The sequence below is a fragment of the Streptomyces sp. Y20 genome (assembly GCF_043195475.1).
Taxonomy (GTDB): Bacteria; Actinomycetota; Actinomycetes; order Streptomycetales; family Streptomycetaceae; genus Streptomyces.
This window is the reverse complement of the sequence record NZ_JBIDDP010000008.1, coordinates 353,697-372,597: the sequence shown is the minus strand read 5'-3', so window position 1 is coordinate 372,597 and position 18,901 is coordinate 353,697. Positions and strand designations below refer to the sequence as shown.

Sequence of the window (18,901 nt, the reverse complement as noted above, 5' to 3'; positions counted from 1 at the left end):
TCCGGGGTCTTGGCTCCGCAGAGTCCTGGCCCTTCGGGGTCCTGGCTCCGCAGGGTCCTCGGCTCCGCGGGGTCCTGGCTCTCCGGGGTGCTGGCTCTTCCGGGTCCTGGCTCCGCAGGGTCCCGGTCCCCCCGGGGTCTTGGCTCCGAAGTCCCAGCTCCGCAGGACCCAGGTTCCCCGGCTCCCTGGGTTTCTGGCTCCCCGGAGCCCGGCTCCGCCGGGTCCCAGCTCCGCAGGGTCGGGTTCCGCTCCGCAGGACCCCGGCACCCCGGCACCCCCGGCTTTCCGGTGCCCCGGGGTGTCAGGTGCCGGATGGCCGGCTCCCGTACGACGGCTCCCCGGCCCCGCCGGGCCCGGGGTGCCGGATGTCGGGCGGGGGCCGGGGAGCCGGCGCCGGGAGGTGTCGAGGGGCCGGGGCGGCGGGTCAGCCGCGCAGGGCGTCCAGCTGGTCCAGGAACCAGCGCGCCGGCGGCAGCGCGGTCGCCGCCGCGGCCAGCCGCTTGGACCGCTCCGCCCGCTCGGCCACGGGCAGACTCAGGGCCGCGTGCAGCGCCTCTGCCGTCCCCCCGATGTCGTACGGGTTCACCACGATCGCGTCCTCGCCCAGCTCCTCGTACGCCCCGGCCTCCCGGGACAGCACCAGCGCGCAGCCCTCGTCGGAGACCACCGGGACCTCCTTGGCGACCAGGTTCATGCCGTCGCGGATGGGGTTCACCAGGGCCACGTCGGCCAGCCTGTAGGCGGCGAGGGAGCGGGCGAAGTCGTCCTTCACGTGCAGGACGACCGGGGTCCAGCCCGCCGTGCCGTACCGCTCGTTGATGTCGTCCGCGACCCGCCGCACCTCGGCGGTGTACTCGCGGTACACGGCCAGATCCTGCCGGGACGGGTACGCGAACGCCACGTGGACGACCTTCTCCCGCCATTCGGGGTGGTCGTCGAGCAGCTGCCGGTAGGCCAGCATCCCGCGCACGATGTTCTTGGACAGTTCGGTGCGGTCCACCCGGACGATCGTCCTGCGCGCCGTACCGCCGGGGCCCCGGCCGATCTCCTCGCGCAGTGCCGTCATCCGTCCGGCCACGTCGTCCTGGTGGGCGCGCCCGCGCAGGAAGTCCGCGTCCGCGCCCAGACCGTGCACCCCGATCCGGGTGCCGGCGGCGGCGTCGGGCCCGAGGACCACCTGGCAGCAGGCGGTGAAGGCGTCCGCCCACCGCTGGGTGAGGAACGCCGCGCGGTCCGCGCCCAGGATGCCGCCGAGCAGCTCGGCGGCGATGTCGTCGGGCAGCAGGCGGAAGTAGTCCGGCGGCGCCCACGGGGTGTGCGAGAAGTGGCCGATGCGCAGGTCGGGGCGGAGTTCGCGGAGCATGCGCGGGGCGAGGGCCAGGTGGTAGTCCTGGATCAGCACCGCCGCGCCCTCGGCGGCCTCCTCGGCCAGCGCCTCGGCGAACGCCTGGTTGTAGGCCCGGTAGGACGCCCACTGCCGCCGGAACTCCGCGTCGAAGACCGGCTCCATCGGAGTCTGGTACAGCATGTGGTGGACGAACCAGAGCACCGAGTTGGCGATGTCGTTGTAGGCCTCGGCGTGCACGGCCGGGTCGATGTCGAGCATCCGCACCCGCTGCCCGCCGGTGTCCGCGGCCGGCAGCAGTCCGCCGTCCGCGCGCCGCACGGCCTCGCGGTCGCCGTCGCCGAGCGCGGCGCACACCCACACGGAGTCCGCGTCGGACCCGATGGCCGACAGCCCGGAGACGAGTCCGCCGCCGCCCCGCCTGGCGTGCAGCGATCCCTCCTCGCCGATCTGATACGAAACCGGGCCGCGATTGGACGCGACCAGCACCTGAGCCTGTTCAGCAGCGCCGTGCGTGGAAGCCATACGCCTCAACCTAGCCCGGCCCACAAACGCTCAAACGTACGGTCCGCCCACGAAGGGGGCCGTATACGGACTGTTCACGCCACCTTGCGCTCGGCGTACTCGGCGATCTCCACCATGGGCGGCCGTTCCTCGGTGTCCACCGAGTAGGTGCGCGGCTCGAACCCGCTCTCGCCCCGCTCGAACTGGGTCAGCGCGGGCCGGAGCAGATGGCCGCGGGCCAGCCGGAGCTGGGCGGTGCGGTAGATCGCGGCGGCCATCCGGCCCAGGGCCTGCCCGTCCTGGTGGCGGTGCAGGCGCACGCCCACGTCGACCTGGGCCAGCGCGTCCAGACCGGCCAGGTGCAGCGCGTCCACCAGCATCCCCAGCTCCACGCCGTAGCCGACGGGGAACGGGAGCTGTTCCAGCAGGGAGCGGCGGGCCGCGTACTCGCCGCCCAGCGGCTGCACGAACCCGGCCAGCTGCGGCCAGTGCATGTTCAGCAGCGGCCGGGCCATGAGTTCGGTGACCCGGCCGCCCTGCCCGGCCGCGCCGCCGAGCGGGCGGTCGTACATCGCCTTGACCAGGTCGACGCAGGGGTCGGTGAGCAGCGGCCCGACGATCCCGGTGACGAAGTCGGAGGAGAACTCGCGCAGGTCCGCGTCGATGAAGCAGACGATGTCCCCGCCGGTCACCAGCAGCGAGCGCCACAGCACCTCGCCCTTGCCGGGGACGGCGGGGATCCGGGGCAGGATGGCGTCGCGGTGGACGACCCGGGCGCCGGCGCGCGCGGCGACCTGCGCGGTGCGGTCGGTGGAGCCGGAGTCGACGACGACGATCTCGTCGACCAGCGGTATCTGCTCGACGAGGTCATGGCGGATGACCGCGACGATGTCGCCGACGGTCTCCTCCTCGTTGAGCGCGGGCAGCACGACGCTGATCGTCTGGCCCGTGCGCTGCTTGGCGGCCAGGATCCGGTGGGGCGGGCGGTCGGTCACGGACCAGGAGCGGTCGGCCAGCCAGCGCTCGACTTCTTCCAGCACGGTCTGTGGTTCCTCACTGTCACGACCACACGCACACGGTGTGATCCATCTCGCGGTACGGACGACTATCTCAACTGTCCTGGCCTTCGGTTACAGTCTTGAACAACGCCGGTGACCATCGCATGTCGGGGGCCGCCCGCGTCCACAACCACATATTGCTCATCCAGAGGGGCAGAGGGACACGGCCCGATGAAGCCCCGGCAACCCTCCAGTCGGTTCTCGTAGATCAGTTCTGATCGTTTTCGCGAGGCTCCCGGCTAGGGAAGGTGCCAAATCCGTCTCACGGCGAAGTGCGCCGTGAGGAAGATGAGGAGAAAGGGCCTCGCCTCCATGGCTGTGCAGACAGTTGCAAGCACCGGCAGTTCCACCGTCGACCTCGGTCCCGCCACGGCCCTGAGCTGTCGCGAGTGCGGTCACCGGGTGCCGCTCGGCCCGGTCTTCGCCTGCGAGGAGTGTTTCGGTCCGCTGGAGATCGCCTACGACTTCTCCGCCCACGACACCGAAGAGCTGCGCCGCCGTATCGAGGCGGGCCCCGCGAACATCTGGCGGTACGCGCCGCTGCTACCGGTCCCCGCGGACGTCGCCGGCAAGCCCAACCTGAACCCGGGCTGGACCGAGCTGGTCAGGGCGGACAACCTGGCGCGCGAGCTGGGCGTGACCGGCGGGCTGTACGTGAAGGACGACTCCGGCAACCCGACGCACTCCTTCAAGGACCGGGTCGTCGCCCAGGCCCTGGAGGCCGCCCGCGCCTTCGGTTTCACCACCCTGTCCTGCTCCTCCACGGGCAACCTGGCCGGCGCCGTCGGCGCCGCCGCCGCCCGGGCCGGCCTGCGCTCCTGCGTGTTCATCCCGCACGACCTGGAGCAGGCCAAGGTCGTCATGGCGGCCGTCTACGGCGGTGAGCTGGTCGGCATCGAGGGCAACTACGACGACGTGAACCGCTTCTGCTCCGAGCTGATCGGCGACGCGGCCGGCGAGGGCTGGGGCTTCGTCAACGTCAACCTGCGGCCGTACTACGCGGAGGGCTCCAAGACCCTGGCGTACGAGATCTGCGAGCAGCTCGGCTGGCGGCTGCCCGACCAGATCGTGGTCCCGATCGCCTCCGGCTCCCAGCTCACGAAGATCGACAAGGGCCTCCGGGAGCTGATCGAACTCGGTCTCGTCGAGGACCGGCCGTACCGGATCTTCGGCGCGCAGGCCGAGGGCTGCTCGCCGGTGTCCACCGCCTTCAAGGCCGGGCACGACGTCGTACGGCCGCAGAAGCCGAACACGATCGCCAAGTCGCTCGCCATCGGCAACCCGGCCGACGGCCCGTACGTGCTGGACATCGCGCGCCGCACCGGTGGTGCCGTGGAGGACGTCACCGACCAGCAGGTGGTGGACGCGATCAAGCTGCTCGCGCGGACCGAGGGCATCTTCGCGGAGACCGCCGGCGGTGTCACCGTGGGCGTCACCCGCAAGCTGATCGAGAACGGTGTGCTGGACCCGGCGAAGACCACGGTCGTCCTGAACACCGGTGACGGCCTGAAGACCCTGGACGCGGTGGCCGGGACCGGCCTCACCGCCACCATCCGCCCGACCCTGGACTCCTTCCGAGAGGCTGGCCTCGCATGAGCGTGACCGTTCGCATCCCCACCATCCTGCGCACCTACACCGGCGGGTCGGCCGAGGTCGCCGCCGAGGGCGCGACGCTCGCCGAGGTCATCGCCGACCTGGAGAAGAACCACGCCGGGATCGCCGCCCGGGTGCTGGACGACCAGGGCAAGCTGCGCCGGTTCGTCAACGTGTACGTGAACGACGACGACGTCCGCTTCGAGCAGGGCCTGGAGACCGCCACGCCGGACGGGGCGGGGGTCTCGATCATTCCGGCGGTCGCCGGCGGCTGATCCGCCCCATCATTACCTTCGGTAACGCCAGTGACATATCGTTCATGTGATTGCCCCCTCCGTAAGAGAAGCGGAGGGGGCAATTCTGTGTGATTGAGCGCGGTAGAGTTGGGGAACGCGGTCGCGGTCCACGGGTCGGCGGCCCTTCAATTCATGCCGCGCACCCGACAAGAAACGGCCAAAGTGCTGGGGTGTTCCGCGGCATTTGTTCCTTTTGCGGGGCCCGACTTGCCCTGAAGTCGGATGAATTCTCGCCACATTCCGGACCGCCCGAGTCCAGATTTCTCGTCCGATTGACCTGTTGCAGACGGCAGTTGGACAGATACATTCAGCCGCGGTCGACGCGTTCCGGCGCACGCCCCCGGCCAGTGGGGGGTGAGGTCTGACCCGGGTCCGCGAAGTGCGGATCTGTGCAAGGGCCAGTAATAGGGGAGTTAGGCATGGCTCAGGGCACCGTCAAGTGGTTCAACGCGGAGAAGGGGTACGGCTTCATCGCGGTCGACGGTGGTGCGGACGTCTTCGTCCATTACAGCGCCATTCAGATGGACGGCTACCGCACCCTGGAAGAGGGCCAGCGGGTGGAGTTCGAGATCTCGCAGGGCCAGAAGGGCCCGCAGGCCGACATGGTTCGCCTCGGCGCCTGAACGTTTCTCGTTGGCGAAGGGCCCGCACCGGCACAGGGTGCGGGCCCTTCGCCGTGCCCGGCTCCGCGCCGTTCCGCGCCGGTCCGTGGCGGGGTCCGCGTCCCGTTCGCGCCCGCGTCCGCACCCCGGGCGGGTGTTCGCGGGGGGCTGACGGAGGGCTCGTACCCCCCTGGGCGCTTGCACTCGACCATGCCGAGTGCTAATCATTGGCGTTAGCACTCTGAAGGTGAGAGTGACAACGAAGGACCGGGTCGGTGAGGCCCGCAGGCCAAGTGGGGCAAGGAACCACACGGCCGGCGAGCCGTCCGTCGCGGGCGCGGGCGCGGTCCGAAGGAATCACCCCCAGTCCTGGAGGGACCACTTCACATGGCCAAGATCATCGCGTTCGACGAGGAGGCGCGGCGCGGCCTCGAGCGCGGCATGAACCAGCTCGCGGACGCCGTGAAGGTGACGCTCGGCCCCAAGGGCCGCAACGTCGTCCTCGAGAAGAAGTGGGGCGCCCCCACGATCACCAACGATGGTGTCTCCATCGCCAAGGAGATCGAGCTCGAGGACCCGTACGAGAAGATCGGCGCCGAGCTGGTCAAGGAAGTCGCCAAGAAGACGGACGACGTCGCCGGTGACGGTACGACCACCGCGACCGTTCTCGCCCAGGCCCTGGTCAAGGAAGGCCTGCGCAACGTCGCCGCCGGCGCCAACCCCATGGCTCTGAAGCGCGGTATCGAGAAGGCCGTCGAGGCCGTCTCCGCCGCCCTGCTGGAGCAGGCGAAGGACGTCGAGACCAAGGAGCAGATCGCCTCCACCGCGTCCATCTCCGCCGCCGACACCCAGATCGGCGAGCTCATCGCCGAGGCGATGGACAAGGTCGGCAAGGAAGGCGTCATCACCGTCGAGGAGAGCAACACCTTCGGTCTGGAGCTCGAGCTCACCGAGGGCATGCGCTTCGACAAGGGTTACATCTCCGCCTACTTCGCGACCGACATGGAGCGCATGGAGTCGGTGCTCGAGGACCCCTACATCCTCATCGCCAACTCCAAGATCTCCTCGGTCAAGGACCTGCTCCCGCTCCTGGAGAAGGTCATGCAGTCGGGCAAGCCGCTGCTGATCATCGCCGAGGACGTCGAGGGCGAGGCCCTGTCGACCCTGGTCGTCAACAAGATCCGCGGCACCTTCAAGTCCGTCGCCGTCAAGGCCCCGGGCTTCGGTGACCGCCGCAAGGCCATGCTCGGCGACATCGCCATCCTCACGGGCGGCGAGGTGATCTCCGAGGAGGTCGGCCTCAAGCTGGAGAACGCGACCCTGGACCTCCTGGGCCGCGCCCGCAAGGTCGTCATCACCAAGGACGAGACCACCATCGTCGACGGTTCGGGCTCCTCCGAGCAGGTCAACGGCCGGGTCAACCAGATCCGCGCCGAGATCGAGAACAGCGACTCGGACTACGACCGCGAGAAGCTCCAGGAGCGCCTGGCGAAGCTCGCCGGCGGTGTCGCGGTCATCAAGGCCGGTGCCGCCACCGAGGTGGAGCTCAAGGAGCGCAAGCACCGCATCGAGGACGCCGTCCGCAACGCCAAGGCGGCCGTCGAGGAGGGCATCGTCGCCGGTGGTGGCGTGGCCCTGCTGCAGGCCTCCCAGGTCTTCGAGAAGCTGGAGCTCGAGGGTGACGAGGCGACCGGCGCCAACGCCGTGCGCATCGCGCTCGAGGCCCCGCTGAAGCAGATCGCCGTCAACGCCGGCCTCGAGGGCGGTGTCGTGGTGGAGAAGGTGCGCAACCTCACCCCGGGCCACGGCCTGAACGCCGCGACCGGTGAGTACGTCGACCTGGTCGCCGAGGGCATCATCGACCCGGCGAAGGTGACGCGTTCCGCGCTCCAGAACGCCGCGTCGATCGCCGCGCTGTTCCTCACCACCGAGGCCGTCATCGCCGACAAGCCGGAGAAGAACGCCGCCCCGGCCGGTGGCGGCATGCCGGGCGGTGACATGGACTTCTGATCGGCCTTCCGGCTGATCGCCTGTCCTTCCGACCGAGGGCGGTACCCCCTGCTGCGGCAGGAGGTACCGCCCTCGGGCGTTTCCCGCCGCGGTGCGCGGTGTGTGACCGGGGTCACGGAGGCGGTGCGGTGCAGGTGGAATGCGGGGACGCGGGCCCGGAGTTCATTCAGTAGGTGCAACATTGCGTGCGCACATACCGTCTGGTCTACCGAGAGAACTGCCGAGGAGCCCCCACGTGACCGCCACGACCCCCGCCTCCCGCACGGCCCGGATCCTGTCCCGGCCGATCGCCCTCAACGGCCTCACCGTCCCCAACCGGATCGTGATGGCGCCGATGACCCGCATGTTCTCCCCGGGCGGCGTTCCCGGCGAGGACGTGCGCTCGTACTACGCACGCCGCGCCGCCGCCGGCGTGGGTCTCATCGTCACCGAGGGCACCTACGTGGGCCACGCGTCGGCCGGCCAGAGCGACCGCGTCCCGCGCTTCCACGGCGAGGAGCAGCTGGCGGGCTGGGCGAAGGTCGCCGAGGACGTGCACGCGGCGGGCGGCACGATCGTCCCGCAGCTGTGGCACATCGGCACCGTCCGCAACCAGGGCGACGCGCCCTTCCCGGACGCCCCCTCCCACGGGCCCTCCGGCCTGCGCATCGACGGCACCGCGGACGCCACCCCCATGACCCAGGCCGACATCGACGCCGTCATCGGCGCGTTCGCCCGGGCCGCGGCGGACGCCGAGCGCATCGGCTTCGACGGCGTGGAGATCCACGGCGCCCACGGCTACCTCCTCGACCAGTTCTTCTGGGCGCACACCAACCGCCGTACCGACGGCTACGGCGGCGACCCGGCGTCCCGGGCGCGGTTCTCGGCGGAGATCGTCGCCGCCGTCCGCGACGCCGTCTCCCCGGAGTTCCCCGTCATCTTCCGCTACTCGCAGTGGAAGCAGGAGGCGTACGACGCCCGGCTCGCCCAGACCCCCGAGGAGCTGGAGGCCATCCTCACCCCGCTCGCGGAGGCCGGTGTCGACGCCTTCCACGCCTCCACCCGCCGCTACTGGCTCCCCGAGTTCGACGGCTCGGACCTGAACCTGGCCGGCTGGACCAAGAAGCTCACCGGCAAGCCGGTCATCACCGTCGGCTCGGTCGGCCTGGACGGCGACTTCGTGCACGCCTTCCAGGGCGAGGGCTCCCCGGTCCGGGGCCTCGACAACCTCCTGGACCGCCTGGAGGCCGACGAGTTCGACATGGTCGCCGTCGGCCGCGCGCTGCTCCAGGACCCGGAGTGGGCCGCGAAGGTGCTCGCCGACCGCTTCGACGAGCTGGCGCCCTACGACGCGGCGGCGATCAAGACCCTGAGCTGACCCGGGCGCCGGGCCGGTCGCCGGCCCGGCTACAGATTGCCCATGGGCTCGATGTCGACCCGTAGCGGGGTTCCCCACACCCGCAGCACCTCGTAGTCGGTGAACTCGTGCACGAGCCGGTACGCCATGGCCGGCCGGGAGCCGCGCCGCTGGGCCGCGAGGTACGCCTCGGCCTCGCGAAGATCCCGCCGGGGTGTGCCGCACAGCTGCCACTCCTGGCCGTTCCACAGCTCCGGCAGCCACCGCTGCTGGGGCTGTGGACGGTCGCCGCGGACGCCGTAGCGGGAGGGGGCCGACGGCGCCGGCTCGCCGGGCCGGGGCCTGCCCTGGAACTCCGAGCGGCGGGCGGCCCGGCGCCGGGTCTCGCACAGCAGACACAGGTCCGGGGCGCTCTCGTCGACCGGTCCCTGCGGATGCTCGGGGCACCGGGTGGCGGGCGCGCCGGCCGTGACGCTGTCGTCCAGCAGGTCGAGGGCGCGCCGCAGGTCGCTCCTGATCTCGTGCAGCCGGGCGTCGGGCGTGTCGCCGGTCAGGGCATCTCCGTGCTCCCCGAGCAGCCGCAGGGCCCGTCCGAGGGCGGTGAGCTGGGCATGGTTCATGTCGATCGGTCGCCTCCTCCCCACCATGGTGCCCTGCCCCACGCAACGACGGCCCGCGCGGGCACTTTCCACCGCTCGGGCGCCGCGGGACGCGCGTGACAACCGGCGACCGCGCGCCGCCGCTCCTCCGCGCCCCTGGAGGCGCACGGCGCCGGCTCGGACGCGCGCGCCACCCCGCCGCACCGTTCCGCCGCGTCTCGTGCCTGCGTACGGGGTGCCGGGCGGCGCGGAGCCGCACTGCCCTCGTCGGTTGTTCGTCGGATTCAGGGGTCTCGGACGCGCGCGGCGACAGCCGTCCGCGCCCCTGGAGGCGCACGGCGCCGGCTCGGACGCGCGCACACGGATCCGCCGTGCCGTCCCGCCGAGTCTCGCCGTCCGCGTACCGGATGCCGGGCGGCGTGGCAGCGTCCGGACGGGGGAGACGAGCGGTCGTTGCCGGGAGGCCTGCGACGGCCCGCCGGGGTGGCGCCCGGTGGGCGGCCGCGGTGCCGGCCGCCGGGCGCGGTCTCTCCTGGATCGGCCCGCGCCTCCGGCGGGTGTGTCAGGTGCCGGGGGCCGGGGCGGCGGCGGTCGTGCCGGTGGCCGCGGAGGTGCCGGTGCCGGCGGTGGGGCGGAAGGTGGCGTAGGTCGCCAGGAAGCCCACCAGGTAGCCGGTGAGGAGACCGCCCGCGTAGACCGCGGCCAGCAGGGCCGGGCCGCGGTTCCCGGCCAGCAGCGGGAACAGGGCCCAGCCCGACGGGCCGATCGCCGTGGCGCCCACCCGGGTGCCCAGCATGGCGAAGAAGCCGATGAACGCCCCGCCCGCCGCCCCGCCCGCGCAGGCGGTCAGGAACGGGCGGCCGAGCGGCAGGGAGACGCCGTAGATGAGGGGTTCGCCGACCCCCAGCAGCCCCGCCGGGAGCGCCGACCTGATGGTCGTCCGCAGCGGGACGTCGTGGCGGAGGCGGACGTAGACCGCGAGGGCCGCGCCCACCTGGCCGGCTCCCGCCATCGCCAGCAGCGGCAGCAGGGCCGTGTAGCCCTGCTGTTCGATGAGGGTGGCGTGCAGCGGGATCAGGGCCTGGTGCAGGCCCAGCATGACCAGCGGGAGGAACAGGCCGCCCAGGAGCAGCCCGGCGAGGGCCCCGGTGGTGGCGAGCAGCCAGGTCGCGGCCGTGCCGATCGCCGTCGCCACCGTGCCGGCCACGTACATCAGCCCGTACAGCGTCACCAGGCCCGCGACGAGGACCGTCACGGCCGGGGTCAGCAGCACGTCCAGCGCGCCCGGGACCCGGCCCCGGCACCACTTCTCCACCCGTGTGGCCAGGAACGCCGCCGCGAGCGCGCCGAGCACGCCGCCCTGCCCGGGCGCCAGGTGCACACCGAACGCCGTCACCTTCGCCACGCCCGGGTACACCACGACCGCCGCGACCGCCCCGCCCAGCACGGGCGTGCCGCCGAACTCCTTCGCCGTGTTGTAGCCGACGAACACCGGGATCAGCGCCATGAACGCGGAGGCGATCGCGGTCAGGGCGGGGGTGAGCGCGGGCAGCAGGCCGGCGTTGAGCAGCAGGCCGTTGAGCCCGGCCAGGATGCCGCAGCCGATGAGGGCGGGGATCAGCGGGACGAAGACGTGGGCGACGCGGCGCAGGCCGGTGCGGACGGGGCCGGCGTCGCGGCGCCGCACGTCCCCGGAGGCCCGGACGTCCCGGCCGGCAGCGGCCTCGGGGCCGGTGTCGAGGTGCCGGAGGAGGTCCGCGGGAGCCCGGACGCCTCCCGGGGCCCGGGTGTCCCGGCCGGCCGGGGCCCCGGGGGCGGCGCCGTCGGCGGCCGGTCCGGCCAGCAGTGTCCGCACCTCGGCCGTGACCGCGTCGACCACCCCGGGCCCGAGCACGATCTGCCACACGTCCCCGCCGCCCACCACCCCGAGCACGCCGGGCAGGGCCCGCAGGGCCTCCTCGTCCCCGGCCGACGGGTCGGCGAGGGTCAGCCGCAGGCGGGTCATGCAGTGGGTCACGGAGACGACGTTGGCCGGGCCGCCCACCCGGGCGAGGACGGCGGTCGCGGTGGAGGCGGGGTCGTTGCGCACGCCTCGAGCGTGCGGTCAGCGGGGGGCGTGCGCCAGCGCGGCGCGCAGATGGCCGTCACACTCCTGCAGAAGACGGGCGGCCGTCGGGCCGTCGACTCCGGCGAGCAGGGCCAGGATCGCGTGCTTGACCTCGCCGCCGGTCTGGGCGAGGGCCTTCTCGATCTCCTCGTCGCCCGCTCCGGTGGCGAGCGCGACGATCCGGCGGGAGCGGGCCCGCAGCTTGTCGTTCGAGGCGCGCACGTCGACCATCAGGTTCCCGTACGTCTTGCCCAGCCGGATCATCGTGATGGTCGACAGCATGTTGAGCACGAGCTTCTGGGCCGTGCCCGCCTTCAGCCGCGTGGAGCCGGTGACGAGCTCCGGGCCCACGACGACCTCGATGCCGTGCTCGGCGGCGGCGGCCAGTGCGCTGTGTTCGTTGCAGGCCAGGCCGACGGTCAGGGCGCCCAGTGCGCGGGCGTGCTCGACGGCGCCGACCGCGTAGGGGGTGCGGCCGGAGGCGGAGACGCCGACCACGCTGTCCTCGGCGTTCAGCTTCAGCGCGTCGAGGTCCCTGCGGGCCAGTTCCCCGGAGTCCTCGGCGCCCTCCACGGAGGTCACCATGGCGTCGGGGCCGCCGGCGATGAGGCCGACGACCTGGGCGGGATCGGTGTTGAAGGTGGGCGGGCACTCGGAGGCGTCCAGCACGCCCAGCCGGCCGGCGGTCCCGGCTCCGGCGTAGACGAGCCGCCCGCCGCGGGCCATGCGGGCGGCGACGGCGTCGACGGCGGCGGCGATCCGCGGCAGCTGGGTGGCGACGGCGGCGGGCACGCCCGCGTCCTCGCCGTTCATCAGCCGGGCGATCTCGAGGGTGGGCAGCCGGTCGATGTCGGCCAGTTCGGGCCGGAAGGCCTCGGTGGTCAGGGAAGCCAGTTCGGTGCGCAGGTCATGAGAGGTCATGGGGGGTGGCTCTCTCCGGGGGCTCTTTCGACAGGGGGCCAGTGAACCGCTCCGGGGCGCGGGGAGCTGCGCGACAAGCCCAGTGAGCCCGCGGATCCCCGCGAACGGTCCGTCCTACGTTCTAGCGCGAGGCACTGCGGTGGCGGTGGGCCAGTGCCTCGTACGACGCGGCGAGCGCGGGCGCCGCCGTCTCGTACGTCCGCTGGGCGACTCCCACGAACAGGCAGTCCACGACGAGCAGTTGACTCGTCCGGGAGGACATCGCGGCGGGCCGCAGCTCCGACTCCCGCGAGGTGGACGTGGTCAGCACCAGGTCGGCGTACTGGGTGACGGGGGAGTCGGGCCGGCCGGTGATGGCGACGGTCGTCGCCCCGTGCTCGAAGGCGGCCCGGAGCGGTTCGATGACGTCCCCGGTGGACCCGGAGTGCGTGATGGCGATGGCCACGTCTTGGGGGCGGAGTTGCACCGCGTTGGTCACGGCGAGGTGCGGGTCGTTGTGCGCGTGGGCTATGAGTCCTATCCGCAGCAGCTTCTGGGTGAGGTCCTGGGCGACGAGCCCGGAGGCTCCTATGCCGTACACGTCGGTGCGCCGTGCACCGGTGAGCGCGGTGACGGCCGCCCCCAGCTGGCCGGTGTCGAGTCCGGCGGCGGTGTCGGCGAGGGTCTGCTGTTCCTCGTAGGCCAGCTTGGCGACGACGTCGGCCAGGGGATCGTCCACCGCGATGTCGGTGGTGATGGCGGGCGCGCGGCCGGACTGCTGCTGGGCGGCGAGCCCGGCGAGGGCGAGGCGCAGGTCGCGGTAGCCGGGGTAGCCGAGCAGCCGGGCGGTGCGCACGACGGTGGCCTCGCTGGTGCCGGTGAGCCCGGCGAGGCCGGTGACCGTGAGGGCGGCGCAGCCGGCCGGGTCGCTCGCGACGGCCTCGGCGACGCGCTGCATGGAGCGGGTCATGGAGGGGGCGAGGGTGCGCACCTTGGCGGCGAGGGAGCCGCCCGGACTGCCGAAACTTTCCTTCAGGTCCTGGGTCACCCCTGAAAGATATTTTCGGTTCCGTGCCGGGGTCAAGAGTGCGCACAATGGGGTGCATGGATCCCATCAGCCCCCTGGAACAGGCATTGCACGCGGCCCGCGCCCTGGTGCTCGCGGACCTCGTCGCGGGCGGGGCCGCGGAGCCGGACGTGGTCTCGCTGGTGGAGGACTCCGTCGTGCAGCGCCGCTGGTGGGTCGAGCAGTGGCCGGAGGGCGCCGGCTATGTCGCCGGGCTGGTCGCGCAGGACGTGCAGGACGCGCTGCTGGACCGGTACGGCCGATGGCCGCTGTGCCCGGTGTGCGGGGGCGGCGACCCCCACGCCCTGGAGGTGGAACCGGAACTGGGCTCCGATCCGCACTGGGTGTGCCACAAGGCGGGCGTGAAGGTCGCCCCGGTGGGCTCGCTCGGTTCGGCGACGGGCGGGACGGCGTCCTCGTGAGGCGCCGATGACCGTCTACATCGACCCGCCGGCCTGGCCCGGACACGGGCGCATGTGGTCGCATCTGGTGAGCGATGTGTCCTACGACGAACTGCACCGGTTCGCCGAGGCGCTGGGCGTCCCGCGGCGGGCCTTCGAGCGCGATCACTACGACCTGCCGTCGCACCGGTACGCGGACGCGGTGGCCGCCGGGGCGGTGGAGGTGCGCAGCCGCGAGGTGGTACGTCTGCTGCGGGCGTCCGGGCTGCGCCGGCCGAAGGGGCGTCAGGCGCGGCGCACGTAGAGCCGCAGGCCGCTGTCCATGTCGTACTCCTCGTGGGCGGTCCGCTCCTCGTCCACGGTCGCCCGGACGAACCCGGCCCGGGTCGCCACCCGTTGCGAGGGGACGTTGTCCGGCTCGATCGTCGCGATGACCGTGTCGACGTCGTCCCGGGCCAGCGCCCACTCGGTCAGGGCGCGCACCGCCTCGGTCGCGTAGCCGTCGCCGCGGGCGCCCTCGACCAGGTCGTAGCCGATCTCCACCCGGCGCTCGTCGTCCGGGGCGCCGTGGAAGCAGACGCCGCCGATCGCCCGGCCGTCCTCCTGTCCGACAAGGGCGAAGACACCGAACTCCGGGCGGTGGACGCCGGTTTCGTAGGCCTTCATCAAAGAGGAGCAGGCCTGCCGGGTGCCCTCGTGCGGGCCGTCCCCGAGCCAGTCCAGGCCGCCCCTGCCGCCGAGGCGCACGTCGTCGGCGACGGCGGGGCGGATGCCGGTGAGGAGGAGGCGCTCGGTGGGGAGGACCAGGTTGTTGTACAAGGTCCAGTCGGTGACGCGGGCGCGGCCGGGCAGTTCGCCGCGGCCGGTCGCCCACAGCAGGGTCGGCCAGGGCTCGGGGCCGGGCTGGACGTGGGGGAACAGCCAGGCGAGGACGGCCGCGGCGAGGTCCGGGTCGGGGTCGTGGGCGAGGCCGAGGCCCTCGGCGATGTCGTGCGTGTGCAGCAGCGTCTCGTTGACGGCCATCGCCGCGAAACCCTCGCGGTCGGCGGTGCCGAAGGGCTGGGGGTGGTACGCGCGGGCCCCGGGCGGCGCGGTGCGGACGGCCGCGGCCACCAGGGCGCCGGTCGCCTCGATCACCTGGAGCAGTCCGGCGTTGTCGGTGCCCTCGGGAAGGGTGATGGCCAGGGGGAAGCGGTCCTGGGCGCGGCTGGCGAGACGGCTCGCGTAATGGGTGAAGGCCTGGGCGATGTGGAAGGCCGTCGTACGGCAGCTCCACTCCATGCCGGCCGCGTGGACCGCGTCCCAGTCCCGGTCCAGCCCCGCGCGCAGTGTCGCCGTGCAGTGCGCGACGGCCGCCTCCACCTGGTCCCCGCTCATCATCCGCATGCGCGCACAGTACGGCGGGGCCGTTCTCAGGGCGACAGCATTTCCAGCTCGCCGGCGAGGTTGTGGCGGGCGCTGGCCTCCCAGTGCTCCTGGCCGTACGGCGTGCGGAACAGGCTTGGCAAATCCAGGAGTTGACGCAGGACCGCGGAACGGCCCGTGCGGAAGGCGGCGTCGGGGACGAAGTGGTACTCCTCGCGGATCCGGGCGGTGTAGGCGGCGTACGCCGACGGGGGCGCGGCCAGGACGGCCAGGTCGGCGTCGCACAGCACCCGGCCGTCGCGGTCGGAGGCGGCCGGGTCGTGCGTGACGGTGAGCCGGACCAGCCGGGCCACCTCGGCGGTCTTCGCGCCGGACAGGCCGGCTTCGGACAGGGCGCGCTCGGCCAGCCGTGCGGACCGCTCCTCGTTCTCGGACCGTTCGGGCTGGTAGACGGCGTCGTGGAACCAGGCGGCCAGGCGGACCACGTCCGGGTCGGCGGCGCAGGACGCCAGGGTGTCGACGTGGTCGAGCACCTCGGTGAGGTGGGTCACCGTGTGGTAGCGGCGCTGCGGCTCCTGCCAGCGGATGAGCAGGTTGTCGGCGTACGGCGTGGGGTCGGGGCCACCGCCGGGGGCGCGGGCGGCTTCCAGGGCGCGGGCGAAACGGAGGCGCAGGGCGTCGAGATCGGCCATGGACGGCATTCTGCCGCGCCGCCCGCCCGTCGGCGTCCGGGTTCCGTTTCGGGTGAGGCAGGTCCCCGTTCCGGCGTACGCTTTGATTGGACTAGACCTGTAGCGGCGGACGGAATGGGGTGCCATGAGCAAGCGTGCAGTCCTGGAGGTGATCGCCCTCGACACCGAGGACGCGGTCGCCGCCCAGGCCGGAGGCGCGGACCGGCTGGAGCTGGTCACCGAGATGGCGGCCGACGGGCTCACCCCCTCGCCCGCCACCGTCGCCGCGATCCGCGCCGCCGTCGACATCGACCTGCGCGTGATGCTCCGCCTCGCGGACGGCTTCGCCGCCGGTGACGTGACACGGCTGGCCGGGGTCGCCGGCGAGCTGCGGGCGGCCGGCGCCGACCAGTTCGTGCTCGGCTTCCTGGACACGGCCGGCGGTGTCGACCTGGCCGCGGTGGAGCGGGTCGTGGACGCGCTCGACGGCTGCCCGTGGACGTTCCACCGGGCCATCGACCGGGCCGCCGACCGCGACGCCCTGCGCAAACACCTCGCCGACCTGCCCGGCCTGGACACCTACCTCACCGCCGGCTCCGCCACCGGCGTGGACGACGGCCTGCCCACCCTGCTCGCCGAGGCGGGACGCGGCGGCGAACCCGGGTACACGCAGCAGATCCTGGTGGGCGGCGGCCTCCGGCTCGACCACGTGCCCCGGCTCCGCGCCGGCGGCCTCGCGGCGTTCCACATCGGCGGCGCGGCCCGCCCCGACGGCTGGCGGGGCCCGGTCTCGCCGGACGCGGTCACCCGCTGGCGCACGACCCTGGACGCCGACGCCGACTAGCCGTATCGCGCGCTACCCGGCGAGCTGGGCGGGCAGCGGGTCCGCGTGGGTGACGATCAGGCCCGACACGGCGCGGGTCAGCGCCACGTACAGCCGGCGCAGGCCCGTGCGTTCGTCCGGTTCGCCGTCCACCACGGCGCGCGGCTCGTCCAGGACCACGTAGTCGTACTCCAGGCCCTTGGCGAGGGAGGCCGGGACAAGGGTCAGCCGGGTCTCCCGGGTCGTCTCCTGGCCCGGCCCGAGGTATCCGATGCCGGCCGCGGTCAGCGCCTGCGCCAGCTCCGGGATCCGGGCGTCGGCCGCGATCAGGCCCGTCGAGCCCTCGTTGCGCAGCAACTGGGCGCAGGCGGCGACGACACCGGCCGGCTCCGCGACCGTACGGATCTCGAAGAAGCCCGGGTTCTCCCGGACGGAGGCGACCGGGGTGAGGCCGGGTGCGATGTGGGGCAGCAGCCGGGAGGCGTACGTGATCACGTCCGTCGGCACGCGGAAACCGGCCGTCAGCTCCTCCACGACCCCGTCCGGCTTGCCGAGGTGGCCCAGCGCCTCCGCCCAGCTCCGGGTCGCCCACGGGGTCGTGCCCTGCGCGAGGTCGCCCAGCACGGTCGCGCTGCCGGTGGTGCAGCGGCGGCCGACGGCGCGGTACTGCATCGGGGACAGGTCCTGCGCCTCGTCCAGGACGACATGGCCGAGCGAGGACGTGCGCTGGATCAGGTCGGCCGCCTCGTCGATCAGCACCGCGTCCGCCGCCGACCACCTGGCCGCCTTCACACCCCGTACCGGCCTGGCCCACAGGATCGTCCGCTGCTCGTCCTCGTCGAGGAGCCCGGCGGCGTGTTCGGCGAGGAACCCGGCGTCGGTCAGCAGTCGCAGCACCAGCTTCGCCGGGTCCACGGCCGGCCAGAGGGTCTTCACGGCCGCCTTCACCGCGGCGTTGCGGGCGACCGCGTCCTGCACCCGGTCGTCCGGGGCCTCCCCGGCCCGCTCCATCTGCACGAGCACCGCGTGCGCGATGCGCTGCGGCAGGGCCTCGCGGGCGGCTCCGTAGCGGATGCCCCGCGCCAGCAGCTCGCGGACGAGGTCCTCCACTTCGTACGCGGGAACCCGCCAGCGGCGTGAGCCGCGCACCACCACGACCGGCTCGGCCGGCATGGTCACGTGGGAGTACAGGGCCCGGCGCAGCACCTCGGCCATCCGGGCGTCGCCCTTGACGACGGCGGCGGGCGCGCCGTCCGTGCCGCGCACCTCCACATGGGCCACGAGGTCGTCCACGGTGGCCTGCTGCACGGCCAGCTCGCCCAGGGCGGGCAGGACCTGTTCGATGTAGTGCAGGAAGGACCGGTTCGGGCCGATGACGAGGGTGCCGGTGCGGGCCAGCCGCTCGCGATGGGCGTAGAGCAGGTAGGCCACCCGGTGCAGGCCGACGGCCGTCTTGCCGGTCCCCGGCCCTCCCTGCACGCAGACGGTGCCGCCGAGCCCGCTGCGCACGATCTCGTCCTGCTCGGGCTGGATGGTGGCGACGATGTCCCGCATCGGGCCGACGCGCGGCCGTTCGATCTCCTGCTGGAGCAGCTTGCTGGTGGGGCCGTCCTCCATCGGGCCGGCCGGGTCATCGAGGTGCTCGTCCTCGTACGCCGTGAGGTTCCCGCCCGTGTAGCCGAAGCGGCGGCGCAGACCGACGTCCATGGGGTCCTTGCGGGAAGCCCGGTAGAACGGCTGCGAGACCGGTGCCCGCCAGTCGATGACCATGGGGTCGCCGTGGGCGTCGTGCACGTGCCGCCGCCCGATGTAGAAGCGTCCGCCCGTCTCCCACCGCTGCTCCCGGTAGTCGAGGCGGCCGAAGAACAGCGGGGTGTCGCTGAGGTCGGCCAGTGCCTTGACGCGCGCCTCCAGCTGCCGGGCGAGCACTTCGGCGTTGACCCAGTTGGCGGTGACGTCCCGGATGTCCAGGGCCTCCGCGTCCTCCCGCATGGCGCGCAGGGCGGCACGGGACGCGGCGAGGTGGGCGCGTTCGCGGGCGAGGGGGTCGTCGGTGGGTGCGGACAAGGGGGTGCCTCCGGTGGGCGTGCTGCGTGGGCTGCGACGATGCCGTCCGGTTTCCGGCCGGGCGGCGGCACTCCGTGGCGGAGGCGGGCAAGAGCGGCGATTGTAGAGGGGCCGACGGACGGGGGCCACCGAATATCGGTGCCGCACCTCGGTGCCGC

Annotated in this window: 17 protein-coding genes and 1 riboswitch; of the genes, 8 read left to right on the top strand and 9 right to left on the bottom strand. The window is 73.0% G+C overall.

Features of this window, described 5'->3' with window-relative positions:
- Positions 1 to 424 precede the first annotated feature (424 nt).
- Complete coding sequence (locus ACGFT1_RS22615; RefSeq protein WP_373910734.1) at positions 425 to 1,870, bottom strand: trehalose-6-phosphate synthase; 1,446 nt, start codon at positions 1,868 to 1,870, stop codon at positions 425 to 427.
- Between the two features lie 74 nt (positions 1,871 to 1,944).
- Positions 1,945 to 2,889, bottom strand: coding sequence for a glucosyl-3-phosphoglycerate synthase (locus ACGFT1_RS22610; protein WP_373910733.1), 945 nt, complete (start codon positions 2,887 to 2,889; stop codon positions 1,945 to 1,947).
- A gap of 156 nt (positions 2,890 to 3,045) precedes the next feature.
- Positions 3,046 to 3,202, top strand: a riboswitch (SAM riboswitch).
- A 17-nt stretch (positions 3,203 to 3,219) separates the two neighbouring features.
- On the opposite strand from ACGFT1_RS22610, the gene thrC reads away from it, so the two are divergent.
- The 5 genes from thrC to ACGFT1_RS22585 all read left to right on the top strand — a co-directional run bounded on the left by thrC (position 3,220) and on the right by ACGFT1_RS22585 (position 8,765).
- Positions 3,220 to 4,503, top strand: a complete 1,284-nt coding sequence (thrC, locus tag ACGFT1_RS22605) for a threonine synthase (protein WP_373910732.1) — start codon at positions 3,220 to 3,222, stop codon at positions 4,501 to 4,503.
- Positions 4,500 to 4,775, top strand: coding sequence for a MoaD/ThiS family protein (locus ACGFT1_RS22600; protein WP_356817924.1), 276 nt, complete (start codon positions 4,500 to 4,502; stop codon positions 4,773 to 4,775). The genes thrC and ACGFT1_RS22600 overlap by 4 nt, the downstream gene beginning before the upstream one ends.
- A gap of 440 nt (positions 4,776 to 5,215) precedes the next feature.
- Complete coding sequence (locus ACGFT1_RS22595) at positions 5,216 to 5,419, top strand: cold-shock protein (protein WP_121788175.1); 204 nt, start codon at positions 5,216 to 5,218, stop codon at positions 5,417 to 5,419.
- A gap of 366 nt (positions 5,420 to 5,785) precedes the next feature.
- Positions 5,786 to 7,408 (top strand): chaperonin GroEL, encoded by a 1,623-nt coding sequence (groL, locus tag ACGFT1_RS22590; RefSeq protein WP_121788176.1) that lies wholly within the window; start codon positions 5,786 to 5,788, stop codon positions 7,406 to 7,408.
- A gap of 235 nt (positions 7,409 to 7,643) precedes the next feature.
- Complete coding sequence (locus ACGFT1_RS22585) at positions 7,644 to 8,765, top strand: NADH:flavin oxidoreductase (RefSeq protein ID WP_373910731.1); 1,122 nt, start codon at positions 7,644 to 7,646, stop codon at positions 8,763 to 8,765.
- 29 nt (positions 8,766 to 8,794) lie between these two features.
- On the opposite strand, the gene ACGFT1_RS22580 is transcribed toward ACGFT1_RS22585, so the two are convergent.
- The 4 genes from ACGFT1_RS22580 to ACGFT1_RS22565 all read right to left on the bottom strand — a co-directional run bounded on the left by ACGFT1_RS22580 (position 8,795) and on the right by ACGFT1_RS22565 (position 13,398).
- Positions 8,795 to 9,364, bottom strand: coding sequence for a hypothetical protein (locus tag ACGFT1_RS22580; RefSeq protein WP_373910730.1), 570 nt, complete (start codon positions 9,362 to 9,364; stop codon positions 8,795 to 8,797).
- A gap of 541 nt (positions 9,365 to 9,905) precedes the next feature.
- Positions 9,906 to 11,432, bottom strand: coding sequence for a PTS transporter subunit EIIC (locus ACGFT1_RS22575; RefSeq protein WP_373910729.1), 1,527 nt, complete (start codon positions 11,430 to 11,432; stop codon positions 9,906 to 9,908).
- A 15-nt stretch (positions 11,433 to 11,447) separates the two neighbouring features.
- A complete protein-coding gene (murQ, locus tag ACGFT1_RS22570; protein WP_373910728.1) occupies positions 11,448 to 12,371 on the bottom strand; it encodes an N-acetylmuramic acid 6-phosphate etherase in 924 nt (307 codons plus the stop codon).
- A gap of 121 nt (positions 12,372 to 12,492) precedes the next feature.
- A complete protein-coding gene (locus tag ACGFT1_RS22565) occupies positions 12,493 to 13,398 on the bottom strand; it encodes a MurR/RpiR family transcriptional regulator (RefSeq protein WP_373910727.1) in 906 nt (301 codons plus the stop codon).
- Positions 13,399 to 13,454: 56 nt separating this feature from the next.
- Here ACGFT1_RS22565 and ACGFT1_RS22560 point away from each other — a divergent pair, with 56 nt between their 5' ends.
- Entirely contained in the window at positions 13,455 to 13,838 is a 384-nt protein-coding gene (locus ACGFT1_RS22560) for a hypothetical protein (protein ID WP_373910726.1), read from the top strand.
- A 7-nt stretch (positions 13,839 to 13,845) separates the two neighbouring features.
- Positions 13,846 to 14,121: a DUF4031 domain-containing protein gene (locus tag ACGFT1_RS22555; protein ID WP_356945899.1), complete on the top strand. Its 276-nt coding sequence runs from the start codon at positions 13,846 to 13,848 to the stop codon at positions 14,119 to 14,121.
- Here ACGFT1_RS22555 and ACGFT1_RS22550 read toward each other — a convergent pair.
- Positions 14,103 to 15,194, bottom strand: coding sequence for a GNAT family N-acetyltransferase (locus tag ACGFT1_RS22550; RefSeq protein ID WP_373910765.1), 1,092 nt, complete (start codon positions 15,192 to 15,194; stop codon positions 14,103 to 14,105). The two genes, ACGFT1_RS22555 and ACGFT1_RS22550, sit on opposite strands and share 19 nt — an antisense overlap.
- 35 nt (positions 15,195 to 15,229) lie before the next feature.
- A complete protein-coding gene (locus ACGFT1_RS22545) occupies positions 15,230 to 15,874 on the bottom strand; it encodes a hypothetical protein (protein WP_373910725.1) in 645 nt (214 codons plus the stop codon).
- Between the two features lie 124 nt (positions 15,875 to 15,998).
- Between ACGFT1_RS22545 and ACGFT1_RS22540 the strand changes: the two genes are divergently transcribed.
- Positions 15,999 to 16,697 carry a copper homeostasis protein CutC gene (locus ACGFT1_RS22540; protein WP_373910724.1) on the top strand — a complete coding sequence of 233 codons (699 nt, stop codon included), beginning with the start codon at positions 15,999 to 16,001 and terminating at the stop codon, positions 16,695 to 16,697.
- A gap of 12 nt (positions 16,698 to 16,709) precedes the next feature.
- Here the strand turns inward: ACGFT1_RS22540 and ACGFT1_RS22535 are convergent, their stop codons facing one another.
- Positions 16,710 to 18,743 carry a UvrD-helicase domain-containing protein gene (locus ACGFT1_RS22535; RefSeq protein ID WP_373910723.1) on the bottom strand — a complete coding sequence of 678 codons (2,034 nt, stop codon included), beginning with the start codon at positions 18,741 to 18,743 and terminating at the stop codon, positions 16,710 to 16,712.
- Positions 18,744 to 18,901 lie beyond the last annotated feature (158 nt).

Bases quoted from the DNA above. Each gene is read 5' to 3' on its own strand.
- ACGFT1_RS22615 (WP_373910734.1), bottom strand. From the start codon at position 1,870: ATGGCTTCCACGCACGGCGCTGCTGAACAGGCTCAGGTGCTGGTCGCG.
- thrC (WP_373910732.1), top strand. From the start codon at position 3,220: ATGGCTGTGCAGACAGTTGCAAGCACCGGCAGTTCCACCGTCGACCTC.
- ACGFT1_RS22600 (WP_356817924.1), top strand. From the start codon at position 4,500: ATGAGCGTGACCGTTCGCATCCCCACCATCCTGCGCACCTACACCGGC.
- ACGFT1_RS22595 (WP_121788175.1), top strand. From the start codon at position 5,216: ATGGCTCAGGGCACCGTCAAGTGGTTCAACGCGGAGAAGGGGTACGGC.
- groL (WP_121788176.1), top strand. From the start codon at position 5,786: ATGGCCAAGATCATCGCGTTCGACGAGGAGGCGCGGCGCGGCCTCGAG.
- ACGFT1_RS22580 (WP_373910730.1), bottom strand. From the start codon at position 9,364: ATGAACCATGCCCAGCTCACCGCCCTCGGACGGGCCCTGCGGCTGCTC.
- murQ (WP_373910728.1), bottom strand. From the start codon at position 12,371: ATGACCTCTCATGACCTGCGCACCGAACTGGCTTCCCTGACCACCGAG.
- ACGFT1_RS22560 (WP_373910726.1), top strand. From the start codon at position 13,455: ATGGATCCCATCAGCCCCCTGGAACAGGCATTGCACGCGGCCCGCGCC.
- ACGFT1_RS22555 (WP_356945899.1), top strand. From the start codon at position 13,846: ATGACCGTCTACATCGACCCGCCGGCCTGGCCCGGACACGGGCGCATG.
- ACGFT1_RS22550 (WP_373910765.1), bottom strand. From the start codon at position 15,194: ATGAGCGGGGACCAGGTGGAGGCGGCCGTCGCGCACTGCACGGCGACA.
- ACGFT1_RS22545 (WP_373910725.1), bottom strand. From the start codon at position 15,874: ATGGCCGATCTCGACGCCCTGCGCCTCCGTTTCGCCCGCGCCCTGGAA.
- ACGFT1_RS22540 (WP_373910724.1), top strand. From the start codon at position 15,999: ATGAGCAAGCGTGCAGTCCTGGAGGTGATCGCCCTCGACACCGAGGAC.